23 protein-coding genes are annotated in these 22,080 nt (G+C 64.1%); 7 read left to right on the top strand and 16 right to left on the bottom strand.

Features of this window, described 5'->3' with window-relative positions:
- Window positions 1-188: 188 nt before the first annotated feature.
- The 9 genes from J2R76_RS07280 to J2R76_RS07240 form a co-directional block, all read right to left on the bottom strand.
- On the bottom strand, window positions 189-1,022 hold the full coding sequence (locus J2R76_RS07280; protein ID WP_253623895.1) for a DUF2147 domain-containing protein: 834 nt from the start codon (window positions 1,020-1,022) through the stop codon (window positions 189-191).
- Window positions 1,023-1,193: 171 nt separating this feature from the next.
- A complete protein-coding gene (locus J2R76_RS07275) occupies window positions 1,194-1,967 on the bottom strand; it encodes a transporter substrate-binding domain-containing protein (RefSeq protein ID WP_375166484.1) in 774 nt (257 codons plus the stop codon).
- Window positions 1,968-2,022: 55 nt separating this feature from the next.
- On the bottom strand, window positions 2,023-2,688 hold the full coding sequence (locus tag J2R76_RS07270) for a hypothetical protein (protein ID WP_057018687.1): 666 nt from the start codon (window positions 2,686-2,688) through the stop codon (window positions 2,023-2,025).
- 100 nt (window positions 2,689-2,788) lie between these two features.
- Window positions 2,789-4,213, bottom strand: a complete 1,425-nt coding sequence (locus tag J2R76_RS07265; RefSeq protein ID WP_141342399.1) for an amidase — start codon at window positions 4,211-4,213, stop codon at window positions 2,789-2,791.
- Between the two features lie 69 nt (window positions 4,214-4,282).
- Window positions 4,283-5,272, bottom strand: a complete 990-nt coding sequence (locus J2R76_RS07260) for a hydroxyacid dehydrogenase (RefSeq protein ID WP_057018686.1) — start codon at window positions 5,270-5,272, stop codon at window positions 4,283-4,285.
- Between the two features lie 29 nt (window positions 5,273-5,301).
- A complete protein-coding gene (locus tag J2R76_RS07255) occupies window positions 5,302-6,402 on the bottom strand; it encodes an ABC transporter ATP-binding protein (protein WP_057018685.1) in 1,101 nt (366 codons plus the stop codon).
- Window positions 6,403-6,406: 4 nt separating this feature from the next.
- On the bottom strand, window positions 6,407-7,318 hold the full coding sequence (locus J2R76_RS07250; RefSeq protein ID WP_016847559.1) for a carbohydrate ABC transporter permease: 912 nt from the start codon (window positions 7,316-7,318) through the stop codon (window positions 6,407-6,409).
- Window positions 7,318-8,256: a carbohydrate ABC transporter permease gene (locus J2R76_RS07245; protein WP_016847560.1), complete on the bottom strand. Its 939-nt coding sequence runs from the start codon at window positions 8,254-8,256 to the stop codon at window positions 7,318-7,320. Before J2R76_RS07245 ends, J2R76_RS07250 begins: the two co-directional genes overlap by 1 nt.
- Before the next feature lie 116 nt (window positions 8,257-8,372).
- On the bottom strand, window positions 8,373-9,713 hold the full coding sequence (locus tag J2R76_RS07240) for an ABC transporter substrate-binding protein (RefSeq protein ID WP_076828868.1): 1,341 nt from the start codon (window positions 9,711-9,713) through the stop codon (window positions 8,373-8,375).
- Window positions 9,714-10,167: 454 nt separating this feature from the next.
- Between J2R76_RS07240 and J2R76_RS07235 the strand changes: the two genes are divergently transcribed.
- Window positions 10,168-10,908, top strand: a complete 741-nt coding sequence (locus tag J2R76_RS07235) for a Spy/CpxP family protein refolding chaperone (protein WP_076828866.1) — start codon at window positions 10,168-10,170, stop codon at window positions 10,906-10,908.
- A gap of 305 nt (window positions 10,909-11,213) precedes the next feature.
- Here J2R76_RS07235 and J2R76_RS07230 read toward each other — a convergent pair whose 3' ends face one another.
- The 3 genes from J2R76_RS07230 to J2R76_RS07220 are packed head-to-tail and all read right to left on the bottom strand — an operon-like array spanning window position 11,214 to window position 14,246.
- Window positions 11,214-11,615, bottom strand: a complete 402-nt coding sequence (locus tag J2R76_RS07230; protein WP_141342398.1) for a VOC family protein — start codon at window positions 11,613-11,615, stop codon at window positions 11,214-11,216.
- A 24-nt stretch (window positions 11,616-11,639) separates the two neighbouring features.
- A complete protein-coding gene (locus J2R76_RS07225; protein ID WP_253623894.1) occupies window positions 11,640-12,827 on the bottom strand; it encodes an acyl-CoA dehydrogenase family protein in 1,188 nt (395 codons plus the stop codon).
- Between the two features lie 12 nt (window positions 12,828-12,839).
- Window positions 12,840-14,246, bottom strand: a complete 1,407-nt coding sequence (locus tag J2R76_RS07220) for an MFS transporter (protein ID WP_253623893.1) — start codon at window positions 14,244-14,246, stop codon at window positions 12,840-12,842.
- A gap of 264 nt (window positions 14,247-14,510) precedes the next feature.
- On the opposite strand from J2R76_RS07220, the gene J2R76_RS07215 reads away from it, so the two are divergent.
- From J2R76_RS07215 to J2R76_RS07205, 3 genes are all read left to right on the top strand, one after another.
- Window positions 14,511-14,762 carry a PilZ domain-containing protein gene (locus J2R76_RS07215; protein WP_253623892.1) on the top strand — a complete coding sequence of 84 codons (252 nt, stop codon included), beginning with the start codon at window positions 14,511-14,513 and terminating at the stop codon, window positions 14,760-14,762.
- 85 nt (window positions 14,763-14,847) lie between these two features.
- Entirely contained in the window at window positions 14,848-15,363 is a 516-nt protein-coding gene (locus J2R76_RS07210; RefSeq protein ID WP_253623891.1) for an adenylate/guanylate cyclase domain-containing protein, read from the top strand.
- Complete coding sequence (locus tag J2R76_RS07205) at window positions 15,302-15,583, top strand: adenylate/guanylate cyclase domain-containing protein (protein ID WP_253623890.1); 282 nt, start codon at window positions 15,302-15,304, stop codon at window positions 15,581-15,583. The genes J2R76_RS07210 and J2R76_RS07205 overlap by 62 nt, the downstream gene beginning before the upstream one ends.
- 159 nt (window positions 15,584-15,742) lie before the next feature.
- Here the strand turns inward: J2R76_RS07205 and J2R76_RS07200 are convergent, their stop codons facing one another.
- A complete protein-coding gene (locus J2R76_RS07200; RefSeq protein ID WP_253623889.1) occupies window positions 15,743-17,812 on the bottom strand; it encodes an ATP-dependent helicase in 2,070 nt (689 codons plus the stop codon).
- Window positions 17,813-17,924: 112 nt separating this feature from the next.
- On the opposite strand from J2R76_RS07200, the gene J2R76_RS07195 reads away from it, so the two are divergent.
- On the top strand, window positions 17,925-18,182 hold the full coding sequence (locus tag J2R76_RS07195; RefSeq protein WP_057018676.1) for a hypothetical protein: 258 nt from the start codon (window positions 17,925-17,927) through the stop codon (window positions 18,180-18,182).
- A 173-nt stretch (window positions 18,183-18,355) separates the two neighbouring features.
- Here J2R76_RS07195 and J2R76_RS07190 read toward each other — a convergent pair whose 3' ends face one another.
- Together J2R76_RS07190 and J2R76_RS07185 are read right to left on the bottom strand one after the other, a co-directional pair.
- Window positions 18,356-18,610 carry a hypothetical protein gene (locus tag J2R76_RS07190; RefSeq protein ID WP_028332017.1) on the bottom strand — a complete coding sequence of 85 codons (255 nt, stop codon included), beginning with the start codon at window positions 18,608-18,610 and terminating at the stop codon, window positions 18,356-18,358.
- A gap of 117 nt (window positions 18,611-18,727) precedes the next feature.
- Window positions 18,728-18,928, bottom strand: coding sequence for a DUF3072 domain-containing protein (locus J2R76_RS07185; protein ID WP_026192767.1), 201 nt, complete (start codon window positions 18,926-18,928; stop codon window positions 18,728-18,730).
- Between the two features lie 61 nt (window positions 18,929-18,989).
- On the opposite strand from J2R76_RS07185, the gene J2R76_RS07180 reads away from it, so the two are divergent.
- Window positions 18,990-19,301: a hypothetical protein gene (locus J2R76_RS07180; protein ID WP_038377154.1), complete on the top strand. Its 312-nt coding sequence runs from the start codon at window positions 18,990-18,992 to the stop codon at window positions 19,299-19,301.
- Between the two features lie 169 nt (window positions 19,302-19,470).
- Complete coding sequence (locus J2R76_RS07175; protein ID WP_225646739.1) at window positions 19,471-19,653, top strand: hypothetical protein; 183 nt, start codon at window positions 19,471-19,473, stop codon at window positions 19,651-19,653.
- Window positions 19,654-19,829: 176 nt separating this feature from the next.
- On the opposite strand, the gene J2R76_RS07170 is transcribed toward J2R76_RS07175, so the two are convergent.
- A complete protein-coding gene (locus J2R76_RS07170; protein ID WP_057018675.1) occupies window positions 19,830-21,818 on the bottom strand; it encodes a PAS domain-containing sensor histidine kinase in 1,989 nt (662 codons plus the stop codon).
- Window positions 21,819-22,080 lie beyond the last annotated feature (262 nt).

The raw sequence follows: 22,080 nt of genomic DNA, 5'->3' as shown, positions 1-22,080 counted from the left end.
GGCGACGGCCTTCGCGCCGATCCCGTACAGAAGCAAGTGCCCGGCGAGTGGATGACGCGAAAAGGGATTGACTAACCAAGGCCCGTTACAGAAGCCCGGATGGAGCGAAGCGCAATCCGGGGCAGTCTCTCCCATGGTGAAAATCCCGGATTAAGCTTCGCTCCATCCGGGCTACGATTTGCAGGCAATCAATTCACCCGCGTCCAGGTCTGGCCGCCGCAGAACATGCCGCCGAACGCACAGCCCTGGACGCGTAGCGTGTCCGGGCTCCTCATCGCGATGGTGGAATCGTAGGTGCTGCCGCTGTTCGGATCGAAGATGCGGCCGCTCCACTTGTCCTTGCCCGCCTTCATGTTGACCAGCACCTGTTCGCCGTTGGCGTTCGATTTCTTGTCGACGGCGTACCCGCAGAGATTGCCACCGCATTGCTCGATGCGGATTTTGCCTTCCTTCTCTTCGGTGAGCCAGACGCCGAGCGGCGAGTTCGCTGCTTGCACGGGATTGGCGAGCGGCTTGGGCACCGGAGCGCTCGGCGAGGCGGCGCCGACCGTTGGAGCGGTGGTGGGCTTTGCAGCCGGCGCAGTTTGCTGGACGGCTGGCGCCGCGGGCGGCGGCGGTGTGGTCGCGGCTGTAGCTGAAGGCGGCGTGGGCGCAACGCCCGTGCTGGGCGGCTCTGCCGTTGCGGCAGGCGCCGGCGGGACGGCGGCCTGATCGACGGCGGGCGGAGCAGTCGCTGCTGGCGCGCTGGGCGGCGCGGCCTGGGAATTCGTCTTAGCGTCCGTCTTAGTGTCCGACTTGGCGTCCGTGTTGGCTTCCTTCGGAACCTTGCGCTTCTGCTCGGTGTCCTCGCTTTTGGCGCGTTTGGTGCGGCGGGGAGTATTGTCGTAGACGCCGGGGATCGAAACCGTGCCGCGATCGGGATCGATTCGAATCGTGCGGCCGCCGTAATCGAATGTGTACTGCGCCTGCGCTGCGGCCGTGCTCGCCAGTACGAACGTGGCGATCGCCAGTAGTTTTCTCATCCCGACCTCCGGTGCAGGGAACCTGTTCGCAAGGCTATCCGGTGACCACCTCGCTGAACGTGTCCTAGATCACGGTCAGAACATGAGTCGTATCCTCGCGGCCTAGGTTCAAATCGCTGGATTGCGGTCTGGTTTCAGGCCGTGCGCTTCAAATTTTGAGCGTGGCGCGGGCTATTCGAACCATGCAGCGTAGATCTTCGCGTAGCTGCCATCTTCGCGCGCGATGTGAAGCCATTGGTCGACGAACGCTTTCAAGGCGACGTCGCGCTGCATCCAATAGGCCTTTTCCGCGAAGTCGAACGGCTTGTCGGGATGCACGGCGCACAGCACGCCGGGATGCAGTTTCTGTTGATAGCGCGTCTCGGACGCATCGGTCATCATCAGGTCGGCGTCGCCCTTGGCGATCTCGTCGAAGATTTTGGTGTTGTCGTTGAAGACGCGGATCTCGGCGGCTTTCACGTGGGCGCGCGCGAAGCGCTCGTTGGTGCCGCCGGGATTGACGATGACTCGGGTGCCGGGTTTGTCGATCTCGGCGATCGTCTCAAACTTGCCCTTGTCGGCGCAGCGCGCGATCGGCGTCTTGCCTTCGCGCATGATCGGCGTCGAGAACAGACCCTTCTTCTGCCGATCGAAGGTGATGGAGACGCCGCCCATCGCGATGTCGAAATCGTCGGCCTCGAAATCCCTGGTCATCTGCGGCCACGATGTCGGCACGAACTCGACCTTGACGCCGAGCGCCTTGCCGAGTGACTGCGCCATGTCGACATCGAAGCCGCGGAAGGCCTTGGTCTCCTTGTCGAGATAGGTGAAGGGCAAATAGTCGCCGGTCATGCCGACGCGCAGGATGCCGCGCTTGACGATCTCATCGAGCCGGGACGGCGCCTGCTGCGCGTGCGCGGCGGACAGGAGCAAAGCGAGAGCGAGGCCGGCCAGCGCGCGAAACATCGAGGTCTTCTCCATCCGCATTTGATTGCGATGCCCGAAGGGCACGTATCGCGTCTCAGGCCTCGTTGCTGTCCTTGCTCGCCTGAACGACGCTTGCAGTGCGGCTGAGCATCTCGTGCTTGAAATGCTCGAAGCGCCGCCGCGCTTGGGCCTCGCGATCGTCGACGAATTTGATCGCGGCGTCCCGCTCCATCGGGCCGTTGACGAGCGGGGTCGATGCCTCGCCGACGGTCTCGTCGACATAATATTGGGCGCCGTCCTGGCGCACCGTCCAGCGGAAGCGCAGCGCGGCCATTGGTCCTGGGCCGGACTTGGAATAGCCATTGGCCTCGATCGGTTGGGGCGGCGGCTGGATCGACTCCGGCTCCGCTTCCGGCTGGCTCGGCTCCGGTTCGGTTGGCTCCGGTTCACTTGCTTCAGCTTTACTTGCCTCGGGCTGTTCGACCGGTTCGGACGCCTCGACCGGCGGCGGCTCGCCCGCCGACGACTCGGCGGGCGCGGCCTCGACGGACACGGTCGTGATGGACACGGTCTCGACTGATACGACTTCGACTGACGACGGAAGGGGCGGCGGCATCGCGATGGAGACCGGAGGCTCCTTGGCGGGCTCGGCTTCCTTATCCGCCGTCTTGTCGGACGATTTGGCCTTCTCGGGAGGTGTCGTCGTCTGATCGAGGATGCTCGCGATTGCGGCGAGCGCATTGTCGGTCGGGTCACTCACGGTTCGGTCTCCCAGGCTCGGCGTTGGCGGAATCGCGCCGACGCCATTCCTATCTACCTGATCTGACTGGCCTTTGTCAGCCCGGGCGCTTCGGTGGGGCCTACGCGCAAACCGGCGGACGCCGGTCCTTCCAGGGGCGGACCTGTTCGAGCTGGCCGGCCAGGCGGAACAGCAGTCCTTCCTCGCCGAGCTTGGCCGCGAACATCATGCCGAGTGGCAGACCGGCCTTGTTCCAAGCCAGCGGCACCGACATCGCCGGCTGTCCGGACATGTTGAACATCGAGGTGCCCGGCATGTAGCGGCGCAGCACCGGCGCGATGTGGCCGAGGTCCTCGGACATCGTGTTCAGCTCGCCGAGGCGGAGCGGCGGCGCGCACAGCGTCGGGCTGAGGAAGATGTCGCAACCTTCGAAGAAGGTCGCAAGCGCGCGCGAGATCTGGAACGCCGCAAGCTGCGCGGCCACGTAGTCGGCCGGGTTCATCTTGGTCGCATTCTGGGCGCTGGCGAGCGTGAGCCGCTCGACATCGTCCGACGTCAGGGTGCGCCCGACGCGCTGCTCGAGCAGACGGATCGTCAGCGCCGTGTTGCCGCCGACGATGGTCGTCATGACTGCGGCGGGATCGGCCGCAAGCGGCGGCGCACGTTCCTCGACGTGATGGCCGAGGCCCGCCAGCAGCTTGGCTATGTCGCGCACCGCCGCAGCGATCTCGGGATCGATCGCATCGCCGTAGGGCGACTTGTCGGTGAAGCTGATGCGCAAATGGCCGAGATCGCGGCCGACTTCCTGCGAGAACGGTCGCTCCGGCGGCGGCGCCACGTAGAGGCTCGACGGCTCCGGACCGTGGATCGCATCCATCATCACCGCGCTGTCGCGGACGCTGATGCTCAGCACATGGCCGACGGAGAAGCCGCCCCAGCCTTCGCCGCGATCGGGACCCACCGGATTGCGGGCGCGCGTCGGCTTCATGCCGAACACCCCGGAAGCGGAGGCGGGGATCCGGATCGACCCGCCGCCGTCGCTGGCATGCGCGACGGGCAGGATGCGGGCCGCGACCGCAGCCCCAGCGCCGCCGGACGAGCCGCCGGAGGAATGGTCGAGATTCCAGGGATTGCGGGTCGGGCCGAACAGGCGGGATTCCGTCGTCGGCATCAGCCCGAATTCCGGGCTCGAGCTCTTGCCGAAGATCGCAAGCCCGGCATCGAGGAAACGCTGGGCCAGGGTGCCGTTGTGATCGGCGACGAAGTCCTTCAGCAGGCTGGCGCCCGACGTGGTGCGGGTGCCTTCGAGCAGATCGAGGTCCTTCAGCAGGAACGGCACGCCGGTGAAGGGACCGTCAGCCAGCCCTCTGGCGATCTGGCGCTCGGCATAGTCGTAATGCTTGACGACGACCGCGTTGATCTTCGGATCGACGGCGGCGGTGCGCGCGATCGCCTCGTCGAGCAGCTCCTTCGGCGTCACGTCCTTGTTGCGGACGAGTTCGGCGAGACCGACCGCATCGTAGTTGCCGAATTCCTTGAAGGCCATGTGGGTACTCCGCATCGCCGGGCCGATCGTTTCGGATCGGCCGCGGCGCAAACGAGGAAGGCTGAAAGCTCAGCCGAGGACGTCCTGGTTGATCACATTCTGGCGCAGCGGATTGCCATCCAGCACGCTCAGGATATTGCGTGCGGTCTGCTCGCTCATGCGATCGACGGCCTCGACCGTGACGCCCGCGACGTGCGGCGCCATGATCACGTTGGGCAAAGCGTGCAGGGGCTGGCCGACCGGCGGCGGCTCGACCTCGAACACGTCGAGGCCGGCACCGGCGAGCTTGCCTGACACCAGCGCGTCGTGCAGCGCCGTCTCGTCGACGATGCCGCCGCGGGCGGTGTTGATGAGATAGGCGGTCGGCTTCATCAACCTGATCCGCGCGGCGTTAAACAGCCCGACGGTTTCGGGATTCTTCGGGCAATGGATCGTGACGAAGTCCGCCCGCGGCAGCGCCGCTTCGAGGTTCGACACGGCCTCGCAGCCGGCAGCCGTGATCTCGCTGGCGGGCTTGTAGGGATCGTAGACCAGCACGTTCATTTCCATGGCGAGGCAGCGCTTGGCGGTGCGGGTGCCGATGCGGCCGAAGCCAACGATCAGGACGGTCTTGCCGTAGAGATCGAACGGCAGCACGCCGAGCCGGCTCGCCCAGGTGCCGTCCTTGACCATCGTGTGCATTTCCTGCGCGCGCTTGGCCAGCGTCAGCATCATGAACACAGCTTGTTCGGCGACCGACGGCGAGTTCGCCGTGCCTGCGACCATCAGCGGCACCTTGCGGCGCGACAGCGCCGGAACGTCGACGGCGTCATAGCCGACACCGATCCGGGTCACCACCATCATGCCCTTGGACGCCTCCAGCTCCGCCTCGCCGAAGCGGGTTGCGCCCAGCGCCACGCCATGGACCGGCGCATGCTGCTCGAGCATGGTCTGAAAGTCCTTGGCGGAGATCAGGTTGGGAAATTCGATGAGTTCTACGTCGTCCCGCTCGTTGAGGAGCACCCGTGCCCCCGGTGACAAAGTCTGGGTGACGAAAATCTTCTTCTTGTTGGTGGCCATTTCCTGCCCTTGAGGTTTCTTGTGCGCCGTCAAAGGACGACGCCGGTCACCTCGTTTAGCAAATGCATATTGTTGAGGTCCACAGCCAATCGGAGCGGGCTGCCATCCTGCGCACCGGCATTGGGATTGACCCGGCCGCAGACCTGGGTGCCCTCCAGCGTGAAATAGACCAGGGTCTCCATCCCCATCGGCTCGGTGACGTCGAGCGTCGCGTCGAACGGCTCGATGCCCGGTTCGGCATGCGGCCGCGCCTCCATGACGTGCTCGGGCCGGATGCCCAGCAACAGCTTGTCGGTGCGGGAGAGAGCCTGGTAGCGGGCGGCGCGTGCCGGCGGCAGCGTGAAAGCGAGGCGATCGGTCAGCCGCACGTTGAGCTTGCCGCCGGTGTCCTCGAGCCGACAGGGCACGAAATTCATCGCGGGCGAGCCGATGAAGCTTGCGACGAACCGGGTCGCCGGCTTGTGGTAGAGCTCGTTGGGCGTGCCGATCTGCTCGATCCTGCCGTGATTCATCACCACGACGCGGTCGGCAAGCGTCATCGCCTCGACCTGGTCGTGGGTGACGTAGACCGTCGTGGTGCGGACCTTCTGATGCACCTTCTTGATCTCGATCCGCATCTGCACGCGCAGCTTGGCGTCGAGGTTGGACAGCGGCTCGTCAAACAGGAACACCTTCGGATTGCGCACGATCGCCCGCCCCATCGCGACGCGCTGGCGCTGGCCGCCGGAGAGCTGCTTCGGCTTGCGGTCGATCAGGTCGGTGATGTCGAGCATGCGGGCTGCCTCGGTGACCCGGCTCTTGATCTCGGCCTTGGGATAGTGCTTCAGCCGCAGGCCGAACGACATGTTCTCGGCAACGGTCATATGCGGATAGAGCGCATAGTTCTGGAACACCATCGCGATGTCGCGGTCCTTCGGCGGCACGTCGTTGACGACGTCGCCGCCGATCATGATGTCGCCGTCGGAAATGTCCTCGAGGCCGGCGATCATCCGCAGCGTCGTCGACTTGCCGCAGCCGCTTGGCCCGACCAGCACCACGAACTCATGGTCGGCGATATCAAGGTCGATGCCGCGCACCGCCTCGACCTCATCGTAACGCTTCACAACCTTCCGCAAACTGACATCAGCCATAAGTTCAACCCTTTGTCGCACCGGCGGTCAGGCCAGCAATGTAGTAGTCCATCAGGAAGGCATAGATGATCAGCGGCGGCGCGGCGCCGAGCAGGGCGCCGGTCATGATCTGTCCCCAGTTGAAGACGTCACCCTTGATCAGGGTCGTGATGATGCCGACCGGCAGCACCAGCTGATCGGTCGATGTCGTGAACACCAGCGGATAGAGGAACTGAGCCCAGGAGACGGTGAAGGCGAAGATCGTGGCCGCGATCAGGCCGGGCAGCGCGACCGGGATGAAGATCCGGGTCAGCGTCTGGAACCAGCTCGCGCCGTCGATAATCGCCGCCTCGTCGAGCTCCTTCGGGATCGAGGCGAAATAGCCGATCATGATCCAGGTGCAGAACGGCACCGTCAGCGTCGGGTAGATGAACAGCAGCACGTACCAGCGATTGACCAGCTGGATGCCGGTCCAGTCGCCGAACACGGCGAACATCTTGAACAGCGGAATGAACAGCAGGCTGTCCGGAATGAGATAGGTGAGGAACACGCCGGTCGCGAGCGTCGCCGAACCCCAGAATTTCATCCGCGCCAGCGCAAAGGCCGCCGGCACGCTGATCAGCATCGTGATGGTGACCACGATGATCGAGACCCAGGCCGAGTTCCAGAAGAAGCGCAGGAACTGGTTCGAGGTCAGCAGCTCGATGTAGTTGCTGAGTGTCGGATGATAGACCCACCACGGATTGGTCGCGGCCGAGATCTCGGCGCTGCTCTTCAGCGAGGTGATCAGCATGTAGATCGGCGGCGTCAGCGAGAAGATCGCAAACAGCACCAGGAAGAAATAGGACCAGCGTAGCGCCCAGGCGCGGTCGCGGCTCATGCTGCCGTACTTGACCTTGCGGGTCGGTCCGGACTTGTCGATCGTCAGCGAGCTCATCAGGCTTCGTTCCCGCGTTTGGTGATGTCGCGCAGGATGAAGATCGCCGCGACCGCGAGGATCGGCACCATGAACAGCGAAACGCTGGCGCCGAGCGGCACATCACTGCCCTCGATGCCGACGCGGAACGCCCAGGTGGCGAAGATATGGGTGTGGTCGAGCGGCCCGCCCGCGGTCAGGATGCGCACGATGTCGAAATTGGCGAAGGTCACGATCAGCGAGAACAGCGTCGTGATCGCGATGATGTTGCGCATCATCGGCAGCGTAACGTACCAGATGCGCTGCCACCAATTGGCGCCGTCGATAGCGGCCGCCTCATAAAGCTGGTCGGGTACCGATTTCAACGCCGCCAGATACATGATCATGAAGAATGGCGCGCCGTACCAGACGTTGACGAGGATCACCGAGAAGCGCGCCCACATCGCATCGCCGGTCCACGGGATCGGCCCGATGCCGAAGAAGGAAAGCGTGTAGTTGAAGGCGCTGTAGGAGGGGTCGAACAGCCAGAGCCACGCCAGCGTGCTCATCGCCGGCGGGATCACCCATGGCACCAGCAGCATGCCGCGCCACTTGCGCTGCTTGTTGGCGGGTACGTTGTGCACGAAATGCGCGACGATGAAGCCGATCAGGGCTTTGAAGATCACCGCCGAGATCGCGAAAATGCAGGATTGCTTGACCACCAGCCAGAAGGTGTCGCGCTTGAACAGGAACTCGAAATTGCCGAACCCGACGAACTTCGTCATCGCCTTGTTCAGCGTCGCGAGGTGCAAGGAGTAGAGGGCCGGGTAGAGCACCAGGATCGCGATCAGGAGGATCAGCGGCAATGTCATCAGGAACGCGGCCATCGACTTGCGCCGCAGCGCGTTGCGCAGGCCGGCGCGCCTTCGTCCCGTCTGGGCAGCGGCTGCGCGGTTGGATTGGAATGCGACGTCAACCATAACGCAGGTCCCTCGCGCGGGTTGGTTGCACAGCTCGCCAGTCCGGCGGCTGGGATGTGAAGACGGGACCTCGCGCGGCCAACATTACGGGTGGTCGCGCGAGACCTCGCTTGTCGTCAGCTTCGCATGAAGCCTTCGCACTCGCCCTCGGCCCAGGCGAGTGTCTTTTCCATGCTTTCACCCTGGTAGTACCGCAGGCACATCTTGGTCAGCGTGGCCTGGAAGTAGATCTGCTGCGCGATCTTGGGCGGCGCGGGCGAGGCCGCAATCGACAGCGTCTGGTGCTTATAGGGGTTCGGATAGTGGTAGAGCGTCCCCTTTGGCGGCGCTTGCTCCGCCCAGACCTTCAAGGTCGTGAGCTTTTCGTAGGCCGGCAGGTCATAGCCACCGCTGGCGACCACCATTTTCTCGATCGATGCAGGTTGCGACAGGTGCGTCAGCAGGCTCTTGGCCGCCTCCTTGTTCTTCGAGAACGACCAGATCGACCAGAAGAACGGCAGATAGGGCGCGAAGCGTCCCTTCGGCCCGGCCGGGAACCCGTGCGTCCAGCACTGCTCGGCGACTTGCGGAGCATCGCGCTTGGCGACCGCCCACGCGCTCGGCGGATTCAGGATCATCGCGCCCTTGCCGGCGACCAGCCACTTGTTGTTGGACGCGTCGTCCCATGCCGCCACATCGGGCGGCAGGAAGGCGAGCAGCTTCTTGTAGTAGTCGAGGGCCTGGCGCACCGCGTCGGTCTTGACGGTGAGATTGCCCTTGGCATCGACCAGCTGCGCGCCGAACGACTGGAAGATCGCGCCGGCGGTGTCGACGCTGTCGCTGGTTTCGCCAAGGCCGATACCGAACGGGAATCCGGCCTTGTGGCAGGCTTCAGCCGCCTTGAGGAACGTATCGAGGGTCCAGTTATCGGCTTTCGGCTCGCTTCCGACCGGATACATCTCCTGCACGTCGATGTTGGCGTGTTTCTTCATCAGGTCGATGCGCGAGCAAGGACCCTTGATCTGGCTGCCGACGCTGGCGGGAACGCCGAGCCATTTGCCGCCGGCCTGGCCGAGATATTTCACCGTGCCGTTGACATCGCCGTTCAGCTTGAGGAGCGGATCCATGATGTCGTTGACCGGCTCGAGCAACTCGGCGTTGGCCTGCGGCCACCATGTCGGCATCTGGAAAATATCGTGACCGGATTTCGCCTGCGCCTCGGCGGCGATGGTGACGATGTTCTTGTTGCCCTGGCTGGTGATGTAGTCGATCTGAACCTCGACCTTCTCCTTGGCAGCCCATTCATTGACCAGCTCGGTGGACGCACTGTTCGCGCCGGGCACCCAGTGATCCCAGAAGCCCATCGAGAGCTTTCCGGCTGCGTAGGCGCCACGCACGTAGGGGGCTGTAATCAGCGCGGCCGATGACAGCGCTGTCGCTGCGACGAATTCTCGGCGCGAGAGCTTCTTCCGTGACATGGCATTCCCTCCCTGGTAGCCGACGGACAAAAGACTTTTTGAATCCCGTTGTTCTTTTTTGTGCGTCGCGTTTGCGCGACGTCGCGGGATTGCGTTGAAACCGATCAGAACAGAATTGCCGGCATCTGTCGAGAAACGAGATGCTGATGCCAACTAGAACTAACGTTGTGGTCAAATAGCAGGCAGTGCCGTTCGCATCACTGCAGTTGCCGGCGGTTTGCCGTGCGTCTTGCGATCATGCTGCGACGCACGCGGGCGGCGACGCAGACAAGGTCGCAGACGGTGCGCGGTTGAGCCGCAGCTTTCCGGTCAAGCCTCAGCGAACTCTGTTCCGCCATGTTGATGCCCGGCGCGGCCGATAGACTTGCTGAAGCCGGAAACGCTAAAGTCCGGATTTGTCGAACCTACTCCCGCATCAATTCCGCAATCCACCACCGATCACGGAGACCCGATCATGCTCATCCCGGTAGCGAAGCTGCGCGCACAATGGAGATTGTGCGCCGCGGTTGGGGCCGCCACCGTCACGTTGCTCGCAGTGCCTCATATGGTCGATGCGCAGATCGTGCAGGGCGTCGAAAAGGGGGCGCGCGAGGGCAACAAGGCTGCCGGGCCGGTCGGCGGCGTTCTCGGCGGAGCCATCGGCGGCGTTGTCGGGGTGGTGACCGGCGTGACCGGGGTGTTGACCGGCAACAATGGCAACAACCCCAATGCCGGCAGCGGCAAGAACGCACAGGGCGCGGCGGCCGGCGCCAAGGCCCCCAAGTCGGCCAAGGCCGCCGCAAAGGACAAGGGCGCGAAGCAAGCGCCGACCGTGCTGACCCAGGCCGGCGCGCCGCAGCTGACGGCCGAACAGATCGTCGCCAACAGCGACGCCAACATCGAACGGATCAAGAAGGAGCTCAACCTGACGCCGGAGCAGGAGAAGAATTGGGCCGGCTTCAACAGTGCGATGCACTATCTCGGCCACAACGGCGCCGACCGACTCAACCTGCGCATCGCGCGGGCGCAGCGCGATCCGCCGGATGACATCATCGAGCAGATGCGCAACGAGGCCCAGTTCCTCAATGACCGGGCGGTCGATCAGCGCGGCGTCGCCGACGCCGCCGAGCCGCTGTTTGCCAGCCTCGACGACAAGCAGAAACAAATCTTCATCAACGAAATGGTCCGCCTGAGCCACGAACGCGGGCTCGACTGAGGAAATCTCGCCGGCCAAGTGGGGACGAATAGCCGGGCCACCAAGCCCTGGGGTAGGTTAAAGGCGCAGCACCCGGCTATTCTGCCGCAGCGGCGCGGCCCGGTTAATTCGTCATTCAATGTTGAAGAAAAACGGACCGGATCACGCCCGAGTGATGGCCGAGTCAGGGCCTTGTCGGGAACCATCCACAGCGCCCGAGGCCAGCGCGGATTGAGCCGTCAATGACCGGGACATCGGCGCGGCAAAGCGACGATGTCCTTCGGACGGCTCTGCCCGGCAATCAGCGATCCGCAAAACGCTGGCGCTTAGCTCTTCGGGAAGTTCAGCTCCACACCGACGCCGTCCGGATCGTAGAGGAAGATCTGGGTGTCGCCGGTGCGCGGCACGATCTGCTCACGGAAGGTGACGTTCTTCGACTGCAGGCGCTTGCGCACGGCTTCGACGTCGCTGGCGGCAAAGGCGATATGGTCGAGGCGGCCGGTGTCCTCATATTTCTTCTCGGTGCCGCGCACCACGATGCCGTCGCGGGGCTTGCGGGTGCCCATCAGATGGACGGTGGCCTGACCGCCGGAATAGAGCCAGTAGCCGGGGAAATCGAGCGGCGGCCGTTCGCCGTTCTCAAGCCCGAGCACATCGCAATAGAACGCCTTGGTCTTCTCCAGATCCTGCGGCTCGATGGTGTAATGCTGTAGTCCACCCAATGGCATGGTTCTTCTCCTTGAGAAATCGGGTTAAACGAAGCTGAGGTCGGCATCGACGCCCAGCATCCAGGCGCCGACCGTCTCGAAATGACTGAAGCGGCCCTGCAATTGCTGCGTCACGGTGTGGATGTCGCGGAAGCGCCGCTCCAGCGGATGGCCGTCGAAGATCGCGGTGGCGCCGGCGGTGTTGTAGGCGAAATCGACGGCCTCCCGCGCCTTGTGGATGGCATGGGTGGCCGCCATCCGGATCGTCATGCGCTGTGCCACCGTGATGCTGTGGCCGGCAACCAGATCCTTCCAGATGTCGGCCATCGACTGCAGCAGGAAGGCGCGGGCGGCGCGCAGATTGACCTCGGCTTGGGCGAGGCCGGACTGCACCACCGCATTGTCCCGCAGTGTCTTCTTCATGCCGCGCGGCACCTTGTTGCGGGCGACGTCGACGAAATTGTCGAGCGCACTGCGGGCAATGCCGCAGGCGACTCCGGCAAAGCCGATCTGGTAGCAAGTATGGTTGCTCATCCGGTACAGCGGGCCATCCTCGCGACACTCGCGGTCGAATTCGCGGGTGATCGAATGGTCCGCGCGGACGAAGAAATCGTCGAGCGCGAACTGGTCGCTGGCGGTACCGCGCAATCCGACCGTGTTCCAGATGTCGGTCCATGCGACGTCTTCGGTCCGCACCAGCATGGTGCGCTCGACCTGCTCGCCATTGGCATCCCGGCGCGGCGAGCCGTCCGCGGCATAGACCGGGCAGTGCGAACCGAGCCAGGTGGCGTGCCGCCCGCCCGAGGCAAACGACCAGACCCCGGTGACGCGGTAGCCGCCCTCGCACTCGATGGCCTTGACCCTCGGGCCGGGGCCCCAGGCCAGCACGGCACGCGGGTCGGCAAACACTTCCTGCGCGACCGGCAGGTCGAGATAGGCCGCCGACATCGCGCAGCCGCCGGCCTGGCTCAGGCACCACGCCGTCGAGGCATCCGCCTTGGCGATGGTCTCGATGGCATGGAAGAAGGTGACCGGGTCGGTTTCGATCCCGTTGGTTGAACGCGGCAGCAGCAGGCGGAACAGCCGCGCCTCATGCAGCCGGTCGAGCAAGTCGGGCGGCAGGCGGCGCGTCGTTTCGATATCGTTGGAGGCGGCCGCCACCGTGTCCCTGATCGCCTCGGCGCGGGCAATCACGTCGCGATCACCGATAAGGTCCGCAGCAGTCACATTCATGTTCGGCCTCCCTCAGGCGCGCCGGATCGTTGCGGAGGCCGCGACGTCGGCCGTCGCATTGAGCTCCTTGTCGATCTGCTCGATCGACTTGCCCCGGGTCTCGAGCCCGAAGAACAAATAGACGGCCCCCGCCATCAGGAACCAGCAGCCGAGATAGACAAAGGCGGTCGGGATCTGGGTCAGTGGCACGTCGGGCTTGAGGTAGTTGTTCGAACCGACGATCAGCGCAAGCCCGACCGGCCCGATGATCTTGCCGATGCCGCCGAAGCCATAGGCCGACCCCATCCCCGTGGTACGCAGATGCGACGGCCAGACTTCCGCCGCGTAGGGACCGACGATCGCAAAGCCGCCGTCGGAGAAGAAGAAGGCGGCGGCCAGCAGCAGCCAGAACGCCGACATGCCGAACAAAGTCGCATCGTAGTGGTAGCCGGCAATGATCGTCAGCGCGCCGGCGCCGAAGCCGAGCAGGCCGCCGGCAACACGCCGTCCGAGCAGCTCCGAGAACCAGGAGAACGAGATGCGGCCGAGGAAGCCGGTGATGCTGAGCAGGATCATCATCTTGGCGGCTTCCTGCGGCGTCACCTTCAGCAGCAGCACGAACAGTGCGGGCGCCCATAGCGTGATGCCGTAGACGCCGGTTTGCGCGCCGGCATTGCCGAGCCAGGAGACGATCAGGCTGCGCGGATATTTGAACAGATCGAACCAGCTCGTCGTGACGATCGGACCGGCGTCGGCCGCGCTCGGCAGCGGCAGCTCCGACGGCGGCACCTGCAGCGCCCAGGCGAGCGACTTGCGGGCTTCGTCATAGCGTCCTTGCCGGCACAGCCAGCGCGGCGACTCCGGAACCCAGATCCGAACCAGCAGCACCAGGACCGACGGCAGCACGCCGATCGCAAACAACAGCCGCCACTGATCGGTTCCCATGACGGCTCCGAGCACCGCGCCGAGGCCGACGCCGAGCGGGATCACGCAGGTGACGAGGCCGCCGACCCAGCCGCGCTTGTGCGAGGGCATGAACTCCTGCACCAGCGGCAGGTCGACACAATAAAGACCGCCGACGCCGGTGCCGACGAAGAAGCGCAGGATCGCCAGATAGACCCAGCCATTATCCGGTGTGAAATAGAGCAGGCCGGTCGCAATCGAGAAGTTCAGCACCGTGCCGATGAAGACGATACGCCGCCCGACCCGGTCGGCGAGCCAGCCCCAGAGGTAGGCGCCGAGGATGGCGCCGATGCCGGAACTCATCAGCACGGTGGCCGACTGGCCGAAGGTGAGCTTCCACGGTCCGATCAGGAACGCGAGCACGAAGCCGATCAGGAAGTAGTCGAAGAATTCCAGCGCATCGCCGATGATGGCCGCCGCAAGGATCTTGATCTGGTTGCCGGTCAGAGTCGTCCGGCGATCGAGAATCTCGAACATGGCGCGTCTCCCCATGGCGCCTGTTCATTGTTCCCCGGAGCGTGCGTCGCGCCAGCGCATCGCCCATAGGATGAGGCTATCCTCGTGCCAGCGCGAACGACAAGCCCGCGCCGACGCGGGGCTCATCTGCATTCGCGCGATAAGCGGTTCGGCGTATAGCTGCGCACAAATGGTGGTGCGAAAGCCCGATGTGAGCCGCCGGAGCCGTTGACTTCTGCAATGCCGATCGCCCACGTTTGCGTGGAGGAAGCGGGGAGCAGCCGGGTGGACGAAAAGCGCAAGCATCCGCGAACCGAGGTCAATGAACCCGGCTATGTCTCGTCGGGCGGTTCGGTCATGCATTGCACGATCGTGAACATCTCGCCGGAGGGGGCGGCCATCGAGGTCGAGAATACGGCCTTCGTCCCGCACCGATTCCGCCTGGTGATGGCCCGCGACGCCTCGGTCGTCTACGAGTGCCAGGTGATCTGGAGTAAGAAGTCGCGAATTGGAGTGAGTTTCGTGGCAACCGCCTGAGCGCGGCTATCTCGATTGGGGACGCCCATGAACCTGCGTGCCAAGGCGGTCGGGTTTCGTTGCTGGAACAGCAGGTGATCCGCCGATGACTCCGGAACCTGCAACGATCTGCCTTGGCTGCTGGCAGAACCTGCATATGCCGATCCCGTTGCGCGGTCCATTGGCGGCGCCGTTGCGTCTGTTCGGCGCCCGGCCGAGCCGCATGAACCCGAACACATGCACGCTCTGCGAGATGGCCTTCTCGAAGATCATGAAGGCGCGCGCCGTGACCATCGACGCCACCATCCTGTTCGCCGATCTGCGCGGCTACACCACACTGACGCAGACCATCGCGCAGGACGGGCTGACCTCGCTGCTCGACGCGTTCTACGACGACTGCGCCGCCGCGATCTGGCGCTATGACGGCATCCTCAACAAGACCATCGGCGATGCCGTGTTCGCGATCTTCAATTTCCCGGTGCGGCGCGACGATCTCCGTGCAGGCCTTGCTCGCGGCGCGCCAGATCCAGCGCAGTTTTCGCGACAGGCACGATGCGCTGGTGCGGGCGATCGGCGCCGGCGACATCGAGATCGGCATCGGAATCGGAATCGGATTGGATAGCGGTGACACCAATTTCGGTGAGTTCGGCCAGGCCCACCGCGACCTGACGGCAGTCGGCACGGTGGTCAATCGCGCGGCACGCGCGCAGGCGGCCGCCAGGTCAGGCGAGATCCTTGTGACGACGGCCGTGCGGGATCGAACCCGCGACATGATCACGGCAGCCGGTGCCGATTACACCCTGAAGGGCTTCGACCAGCCCGTCACATTATTTCCTGCGTGAATTGGCTTTCGCGTGAATTGACGCGGCGCAAAAAAGACGGCTCCAGCGTGCAACTGCGCGCCGAAGCCGTCGGGGATGGTCGTTTGCCGATTACGAACGCCGCCTCAACGCAAGGTCGGCGGCTTGGTTCCAGCCCGTATGAAAATCTTCGAACCGGCGTCAGCGCCACATGCCGCGCATCCGGGCGCCGATGTCGATCGGCGGCGCGCGGTTGGCCGCGGAGGCCTGCGCGGCCGCGGCGCGCGGCCAGGTGGTCCGCTCGAACATCGGCAGCAGTCGTTCCGGGATGAAGCGGGTGCGCGAGGCATACATGTGGCGGTCGCCCTTGGCGGCCTGGCCGTGAACGAAGAAGCGCTGCGGCACCAGCAGATGCAGATCGTCCTTGGCGCGGGTCATCGCGACGTAGAGCAGGCGGCGCTCCTCCTCGAGTTCGGCCGACGTGCCGGCGCCGAGGTCGGAGGGCATGCAGCCGTCGACGACATTGAGCACATAGACGGATTTCCATTCCTGGCCCTTGGCGGAATGGACCGTCGACAGGATCAGATAATCCTCATCGAGCAACGGCACGCCAGCCTGGTCGCTGGTCGCATCGGGTGGATCGAGCGTAAGCTCGGTGAGAAAACGTTCGCGTGACGGGTAGCCGGCGGCGATCTGCTCGAGCTGAATGAGATCGGCGCGGCGTACCTCGCTGTCCTCGTGGATGCGATCGAGATGCGGTTCGTACCAGAGGCGGGCGCGTTCGATATCGACGGGCCATTCCGAGTAGCGAAGGTTCTCGATGGCCTCCACGAACAGCCGCCAGTCCGCACCGGCGCGGGGCGGAGCGGGCAGCGCGACGAGCGCAGCAATCGGATCGGCGGCCTCGGTCATGCGGTCGAGCACCCGCTGCGCCGAGGCCGGTCCGACGCCGGGCAACAGATGCAGGATGCGAAAACCTGCAACCCGGTCGCGCGGATTGGCGGCGAAGCGCAGCAGCGCCAGCATGTCCTTGACATGCGCGGCGTCGAGGAATTTGAGGCCGCCGAATTTCGCGAACGGAATGTTGCGGCGGGCCAGTTCGACCTCCAGTGGTCCGCTGTGCGAGGAGGTGCGGAACAGCACCGCCTGGTGCTTCAACAGGGTGCCTTCCTCGCGATTGGCCAGCACCTGCTCGACGATGTAACGGGCCTGATCGGCCTCGTCGCGGATCGTGACGAGCAGCGGCTTGCGGGTCGAGGTCCGGTCGGTCCACAGGTTCTTGGTGAAGCGTTCCTTGGCGAGCGAGATCACGCCATTGGCGGCCGACAGGATCGGTTGCGTCGAGCGATAGTTGCGATCGAGCGTGACGATCTCGGCGGCCGGGCTGAACTGGGCCGGGAAGTCAAGGATGTTGCGCACGGTGGCGGCGCGGAACGAATAGATCGACTGCGCGTCGTCGCCGACCACGGTGAGCCCGCGGCCCGCGGGCTTGAGCGCGAGCAGGATGGAGGACTGCAGGCGGTTGGTGTCCTGATATTCGTCGACCATCACATGGTCGAAACGGCCGCCGATCTCCTCGGCCAGCGCGCTGTCCGTCACCATCTGCGCCCAGTAGAGCAGGAGGTCGTCGTAATCGAGCACGTTCTGCCGCTGCTTGGCTTCGACATAGGCCCCGAACAGCTGTTTCAATTCACTGGCCCAACCGGAGCACCACGGGAAGAACTGGCCGAGCACGGCCTCGATCGGCATCTCCGCGTTCACGCAGCGCGAATAGATCGCAACGCAGGTGCCCTTGGTGGGGAACCGGCTTTCGGTGCGGGAGAACCCGAGATCGTGGCGGACCAGATTGATCAGGTCGGCGGAATCCTCGCGGTCATGGATCGTGAAGGCCGGGTCGAGGCCGATACGCTCGGCGAATTCGCGCAGCAGCCGCGCGCCGATGCCGTGGAACGTGCCGGCCCAACTCAGCGCGTCGGTCATGACCGAGGCGCGATCGCCGAGCACGCGGCGCGCAATGCGCTCGACGCGGCCGGCCATCTCGGCGGCGGCGCGCCGCGAAAAGGTCATCAACAGGATGCGGCGCGGATCGGCGCCAGCGACGATCAGATGCGCGACGCGATGGGCGAGGGTGTTGGTCTTGCCGGACCCCGCGCCCGCGATCACCAACAGCGGCGCGCCGACGATGCAATCCTTGCCGACCCCGTGCTCGACAGCGCGGCGCTGCTCGGCATTGAGCGCATCGAGATAGGCTGTGTTGGCAAGATCAGTCACGAATCACCCCCACGAAACGCTAACAGACATTGCGATTCATTGGGGCCGGCGCGCCGAGGCGGACGGAGAGAAATTAGATTGACATTAACGCGGCGCGGCGCACAACCCCGCCATGGGTGACGTATCCAAATCCGACACGCCGCTGAAGGCGACGTTCAAGGTGCGGCTGAACGGCGAGACGGTGACGCTCGCGACCGTCGGCCAGGCCTATAGCTTCATCAGCAATCTCAGCGCCGTCGAATGGATGGAGTTCCGCTCGCTGCATGACGAGGCATTGGTTGCGCTCGAGAGAGCGGCCGGTAACGCCATGCTGACGGTGCAAGCGACCAACGCGTTGCGGATGCTGTTCGTCCGCGCGAAACTGCTTTGAAAAGAAAATGAGCCTCCTTGGTGTTCCATTGGCCCTCCAAGGCGGCCCGAGAGTGCGGCTGAAGCGCATTGCGCACCCGGCCGTCGCGTGTACCGCCGTTACCTTGTTTGCGGCCATAACGAACAGCGCCTTACGCAACCACCGCCGATTCGGCTGTAGCCGCGGCACCACAATCACGGGCCAACGTCATCGACCAGGCGGTCATACACGAGCGCGGACCGGAGGTTCATGGTTGCGATCTTCAGATAGCTCGGCTCGCGCATGGCGTTGTTGAACATCATGATCGCCGTCTTCCAGTAGCCGCGCTCGCGCTGATCCAGGTTTAGCGCGGACAGGTAGTCCGCGGCGTCGCCGACCGTCGCCAGCGTTCGCCCGTCCTTCAGCGTAATCGGGAACGCAAGCGGCGACCGCTTCTCCAACTCCAGCACGTCAGGCTCCCCCAGGACCAAGCAGCAATAAGACAAAGCAGCAATAACAGGAACAGACCTAGCTGCGCCGCTATATCAAAGCCTTAAGGGGACGTCCGGCCTGGCTGGCGCGGACGGTCAGAACGAATCCGCCAGCGCGATCTCCGCCTTCAGCGCGTCGATCCGCCGTTCGGCTTCCTCGGACGTCAGGTCGCGTGCGTACTGGTTCGGCTGATAGGCCTCCTCGGCAAGGCTCCTCAACCGCAGCGCCTGGGCACGGGTCATCAGCCCACCAAGCCGCTCCGCGACCCCACCATATCTTACCGCTGCCACGCTCATTGCTTGCCTCGCTTGCTGGATCGTGACTTGACAATATGTTCTATTTTTGTTCTAACAAGACATGGACAATAAGATCAATGAAATTCGGCGCAAGATCAGCACGTTGCGAGCTGAGATGAGCCTGATCGAGGCGTCGATCCGGGATCAGGTCAACCGCGACCTCGATTGCAGTGAAGCATCGTACCGGCTGATGGCGATGCGAGCCGAAGTGGCCCAACTGGTCGGCCGGTGGAAAGCCGCCGGCGGCGGCGAGCGTCTCCCTACGGTCCGGGAGCGGCTGAGCCGGAGCTTCGAGGACCGCGCCGGCACGAAGGTCAAGGTGGACAAGGACAAGGCGAAGCCTGCGCCCGGTCACAGCAACGCCCGGGTGTGATCCGGGGGTTTGTCCAAAGTAGGGAGCCTCGAACACCGGCTCAGGCCCAAATCAGGTTTCAAGGAAGGAACTGGGACCGCAGGATCTGCATTTTCTTGTGGTGAGAGCCAATACCATAGCATCGCCCAGCGCCATGATCGCCGATCCGACCGCGCCACCGCGGGCATCGATGAATGACGATCGCAGTCCACTGCTGACGCTGATCTCCTGCATCAGCTGCATCAGGACGATGCGGCTCGAGAGCAGCCATCCGGGCAGCGAGGGCAGGGATATTCTTCAGTACCGCTGCGAGCAATGCAGCCGCATCGAGCGGGTGCAATTGGTGCGGCGAAGCTGGCCGGCGGAACGCTAGCCTTTCGATTTTGAACTAGTGTCCCGAATCCGAAGTTCGCATCATTTGCCGCATCTTCGGAGCGAACTTCGGATTCGATAAGGACACTGGCAAACTTATGATTCTAGTGTGCTTTATGAATGCGAAGTTCGTGAAAGTGGCTGCCGCGAAATCGCACGAACTTCGCATTCAGCACACTAGGAGCGGGCTTTCGCCTTTGGTCTTGCCACGACGTCATGCGCGGTGGCATCGAACTCGCTCGAAGCGTTGCCGGATGGCCCGCTCGTCGCGCTGCCGACGCCGTGCCCCGTCAACTTTGCGAGTTCGCGGCTGAGGTCGTGGATGTGGTACGGCTTGCGTAACACCGGAAAGTCGGACCTCACGTCGCGTGCGCTCGCGCTGTAGCCTGTCGTCAGCAGGATCGGCAGCTCGGGCTTTCTGTCCCGGATCGTGCGCGCCAGCTTCAGTCCATCGATCCTGCCGGGCATGACGATGTCGCTGAACACCACATCGATCCCGTTGGCGTCGATTTCCGACAAGGCGGCCTCCGCGTTCGAGGCCCAGCGCACGGTGTAGCCGAGCTGTTCGAGCAGGCCCGTGCTCGCATCGGCGACGGCAGGATTGTCCTCGATCAGCAGGATCGTGGCCAAGCCGGGCGTGCTGTGCCCCGTAGCCGTGCGCTTTGCGGCCGCAGTCCCGCGCGGGAGATAGATGCTGACCGTCGTGCCCTTGCCGAGCGCGCTTGTAATCTCGACCCGGCCATCCGCCTGGTGCGCGAAACCGTGAACCTGGGACAGCCCCAGGCCGGTCCCTTTGCCGACCGGCTTGGTGGTGAAGAAGGGATCAAAGACCTTGTTCATGACATCGTCTGGAATGCCTTCGCCGGTGTCGGTAATGCTGACGACCACCTGGGCGGCTTCCGGGACATTGCGCGCCGCGACGGTCAGCGTGCCGCCGCCGGTCATCGCATCCCGGGCATTGACCACGAGGTTGATCAGCGCGGTCTCAAATTCCGTCGGATCGACGAAGATCGGCCAGAGATCCGGTCCGATCTCCATGTTCAGCTTGATCGCGCCGCCGAGCGCGCTGGTCAAAACCTCTCGCACCGCGGTGATCCTGTCAGCGACGTTGATGGTCTGCGGATTGACACTCTGCCGACGCGCGAAGGTGAGGAGCTGCCTGGTCAGGGACGCGGCACGCTCGGATGCGGTTTCGATCGCGCCGAGTGCAAGCGTCCCCCGTTCGCTCATCACCTCGCGCTTGATCCGGTGCAGATTGCCGGAGATGATCATCAGCAGGTTGTTGAAGTCGTGCGCGACGCCGCCGGTCAGTTGGCCGAGCGCATCCATCTTTTGCGATTCCGCAAGCTGGCGCTGCACCTGTTCGAGCTTCTGATGCGCGTCGCGCCGCTCGGAAATATCCCGGGTGATCTTGGCGAAGCCGACCAGGCTGCCGTCGGTATCGCGGATCGGATCGATCACGACGCTCGCCCGGAAGAACGAACCGTCCTTGCGGACCCGCCAGCCTTCCTCCACGTAATGCCCGGTCTCTTCCGCGATCTTGAGCGCATGGGCGGGCTTGCCGGCAGCCTGGTCGGCCGGCGTATAGAACCGCGAGAAGTGCTGGCCGATGATTTCGCCGGGCGAATAGCCCTTGATGCGCTCGCCGCCGGCGTTCCAATTGGCGACGATGCCGGCCGGCGTCAGCATATAGAGCGCATAGTCGGTGACATTGCTCACCAGCAGGCGGAACTGGCTTTCGCTGGCCTCGAGATCCGCGCGCGCCTGATGCCGCTCGGTGATGTCGCGGGTGACCATTGTGTAGCCGACGAGCTTGCGCTTCTCGTAGATCGGATCGATGACCACAGCGGCGTAGAATTGCGACCCGTCCTTGCGGACGGACCAGCCTTCGGCCGCTGAGTGCTTCTCCTTCCGCGCCATCTGCAGCGCTCTCGCCGGAACGCCGGATGCGCGGTCTTCGGCAGGATAGAAGACCGAGAAGTGCTTGCCGAGGATCGCCTTGGCCGGATAGCCCGTGATGCGCTCGGCGCCCTTGTTCCAGTTGATGACCCGGCCATCGGGGCCGAGCGTGCAAATGGCGTAGTCGACCACGCCGCCAGCCACCGGCCGACGATCGTGCCGGCTCTCGACGATGCCCCGTTTGAGTTGTTCTGATTTCTTAACCATCACCGATCCTGCCCCCGCCCGAAACGCGCAGGGATGGTCAATGTTCCATGCGAGCACGAGGACCGGGCGATCAGGGCCGGCTCCGTCGTTCTTCGGAAAAGTTCGGCCAACGGTCGGAACTTTTGGTTCCAATCGCGATTAAGGTACTCGGTTTGCGTCACAAATTGCGGTTTTGGCGTTTTCCCGCTTGAATAGATCAAGGGCAGTCATTCTGATGGTCACACTGGCTTTTCCGAGTCTCTGGATTCGCAGCCAGCGCGTA

The sequence above is a fragment of the Bradyrhizobium sp. USDA 4532 genome, from assembly GCF_024171315.1.
GTDB classification, from domain to species: domain Bacteria; phylum Pseudomonadota; class Alphaproteobacteria; order Rhizobiales; family Xanthobacteraceae; genus Bradyrhizobium; species Bradyrhizobium australafricanum.
Note: the sequence above shows the minus strand (reverse complement) of the source record. Positions and strands in the feature narration are given on the sequence as shown.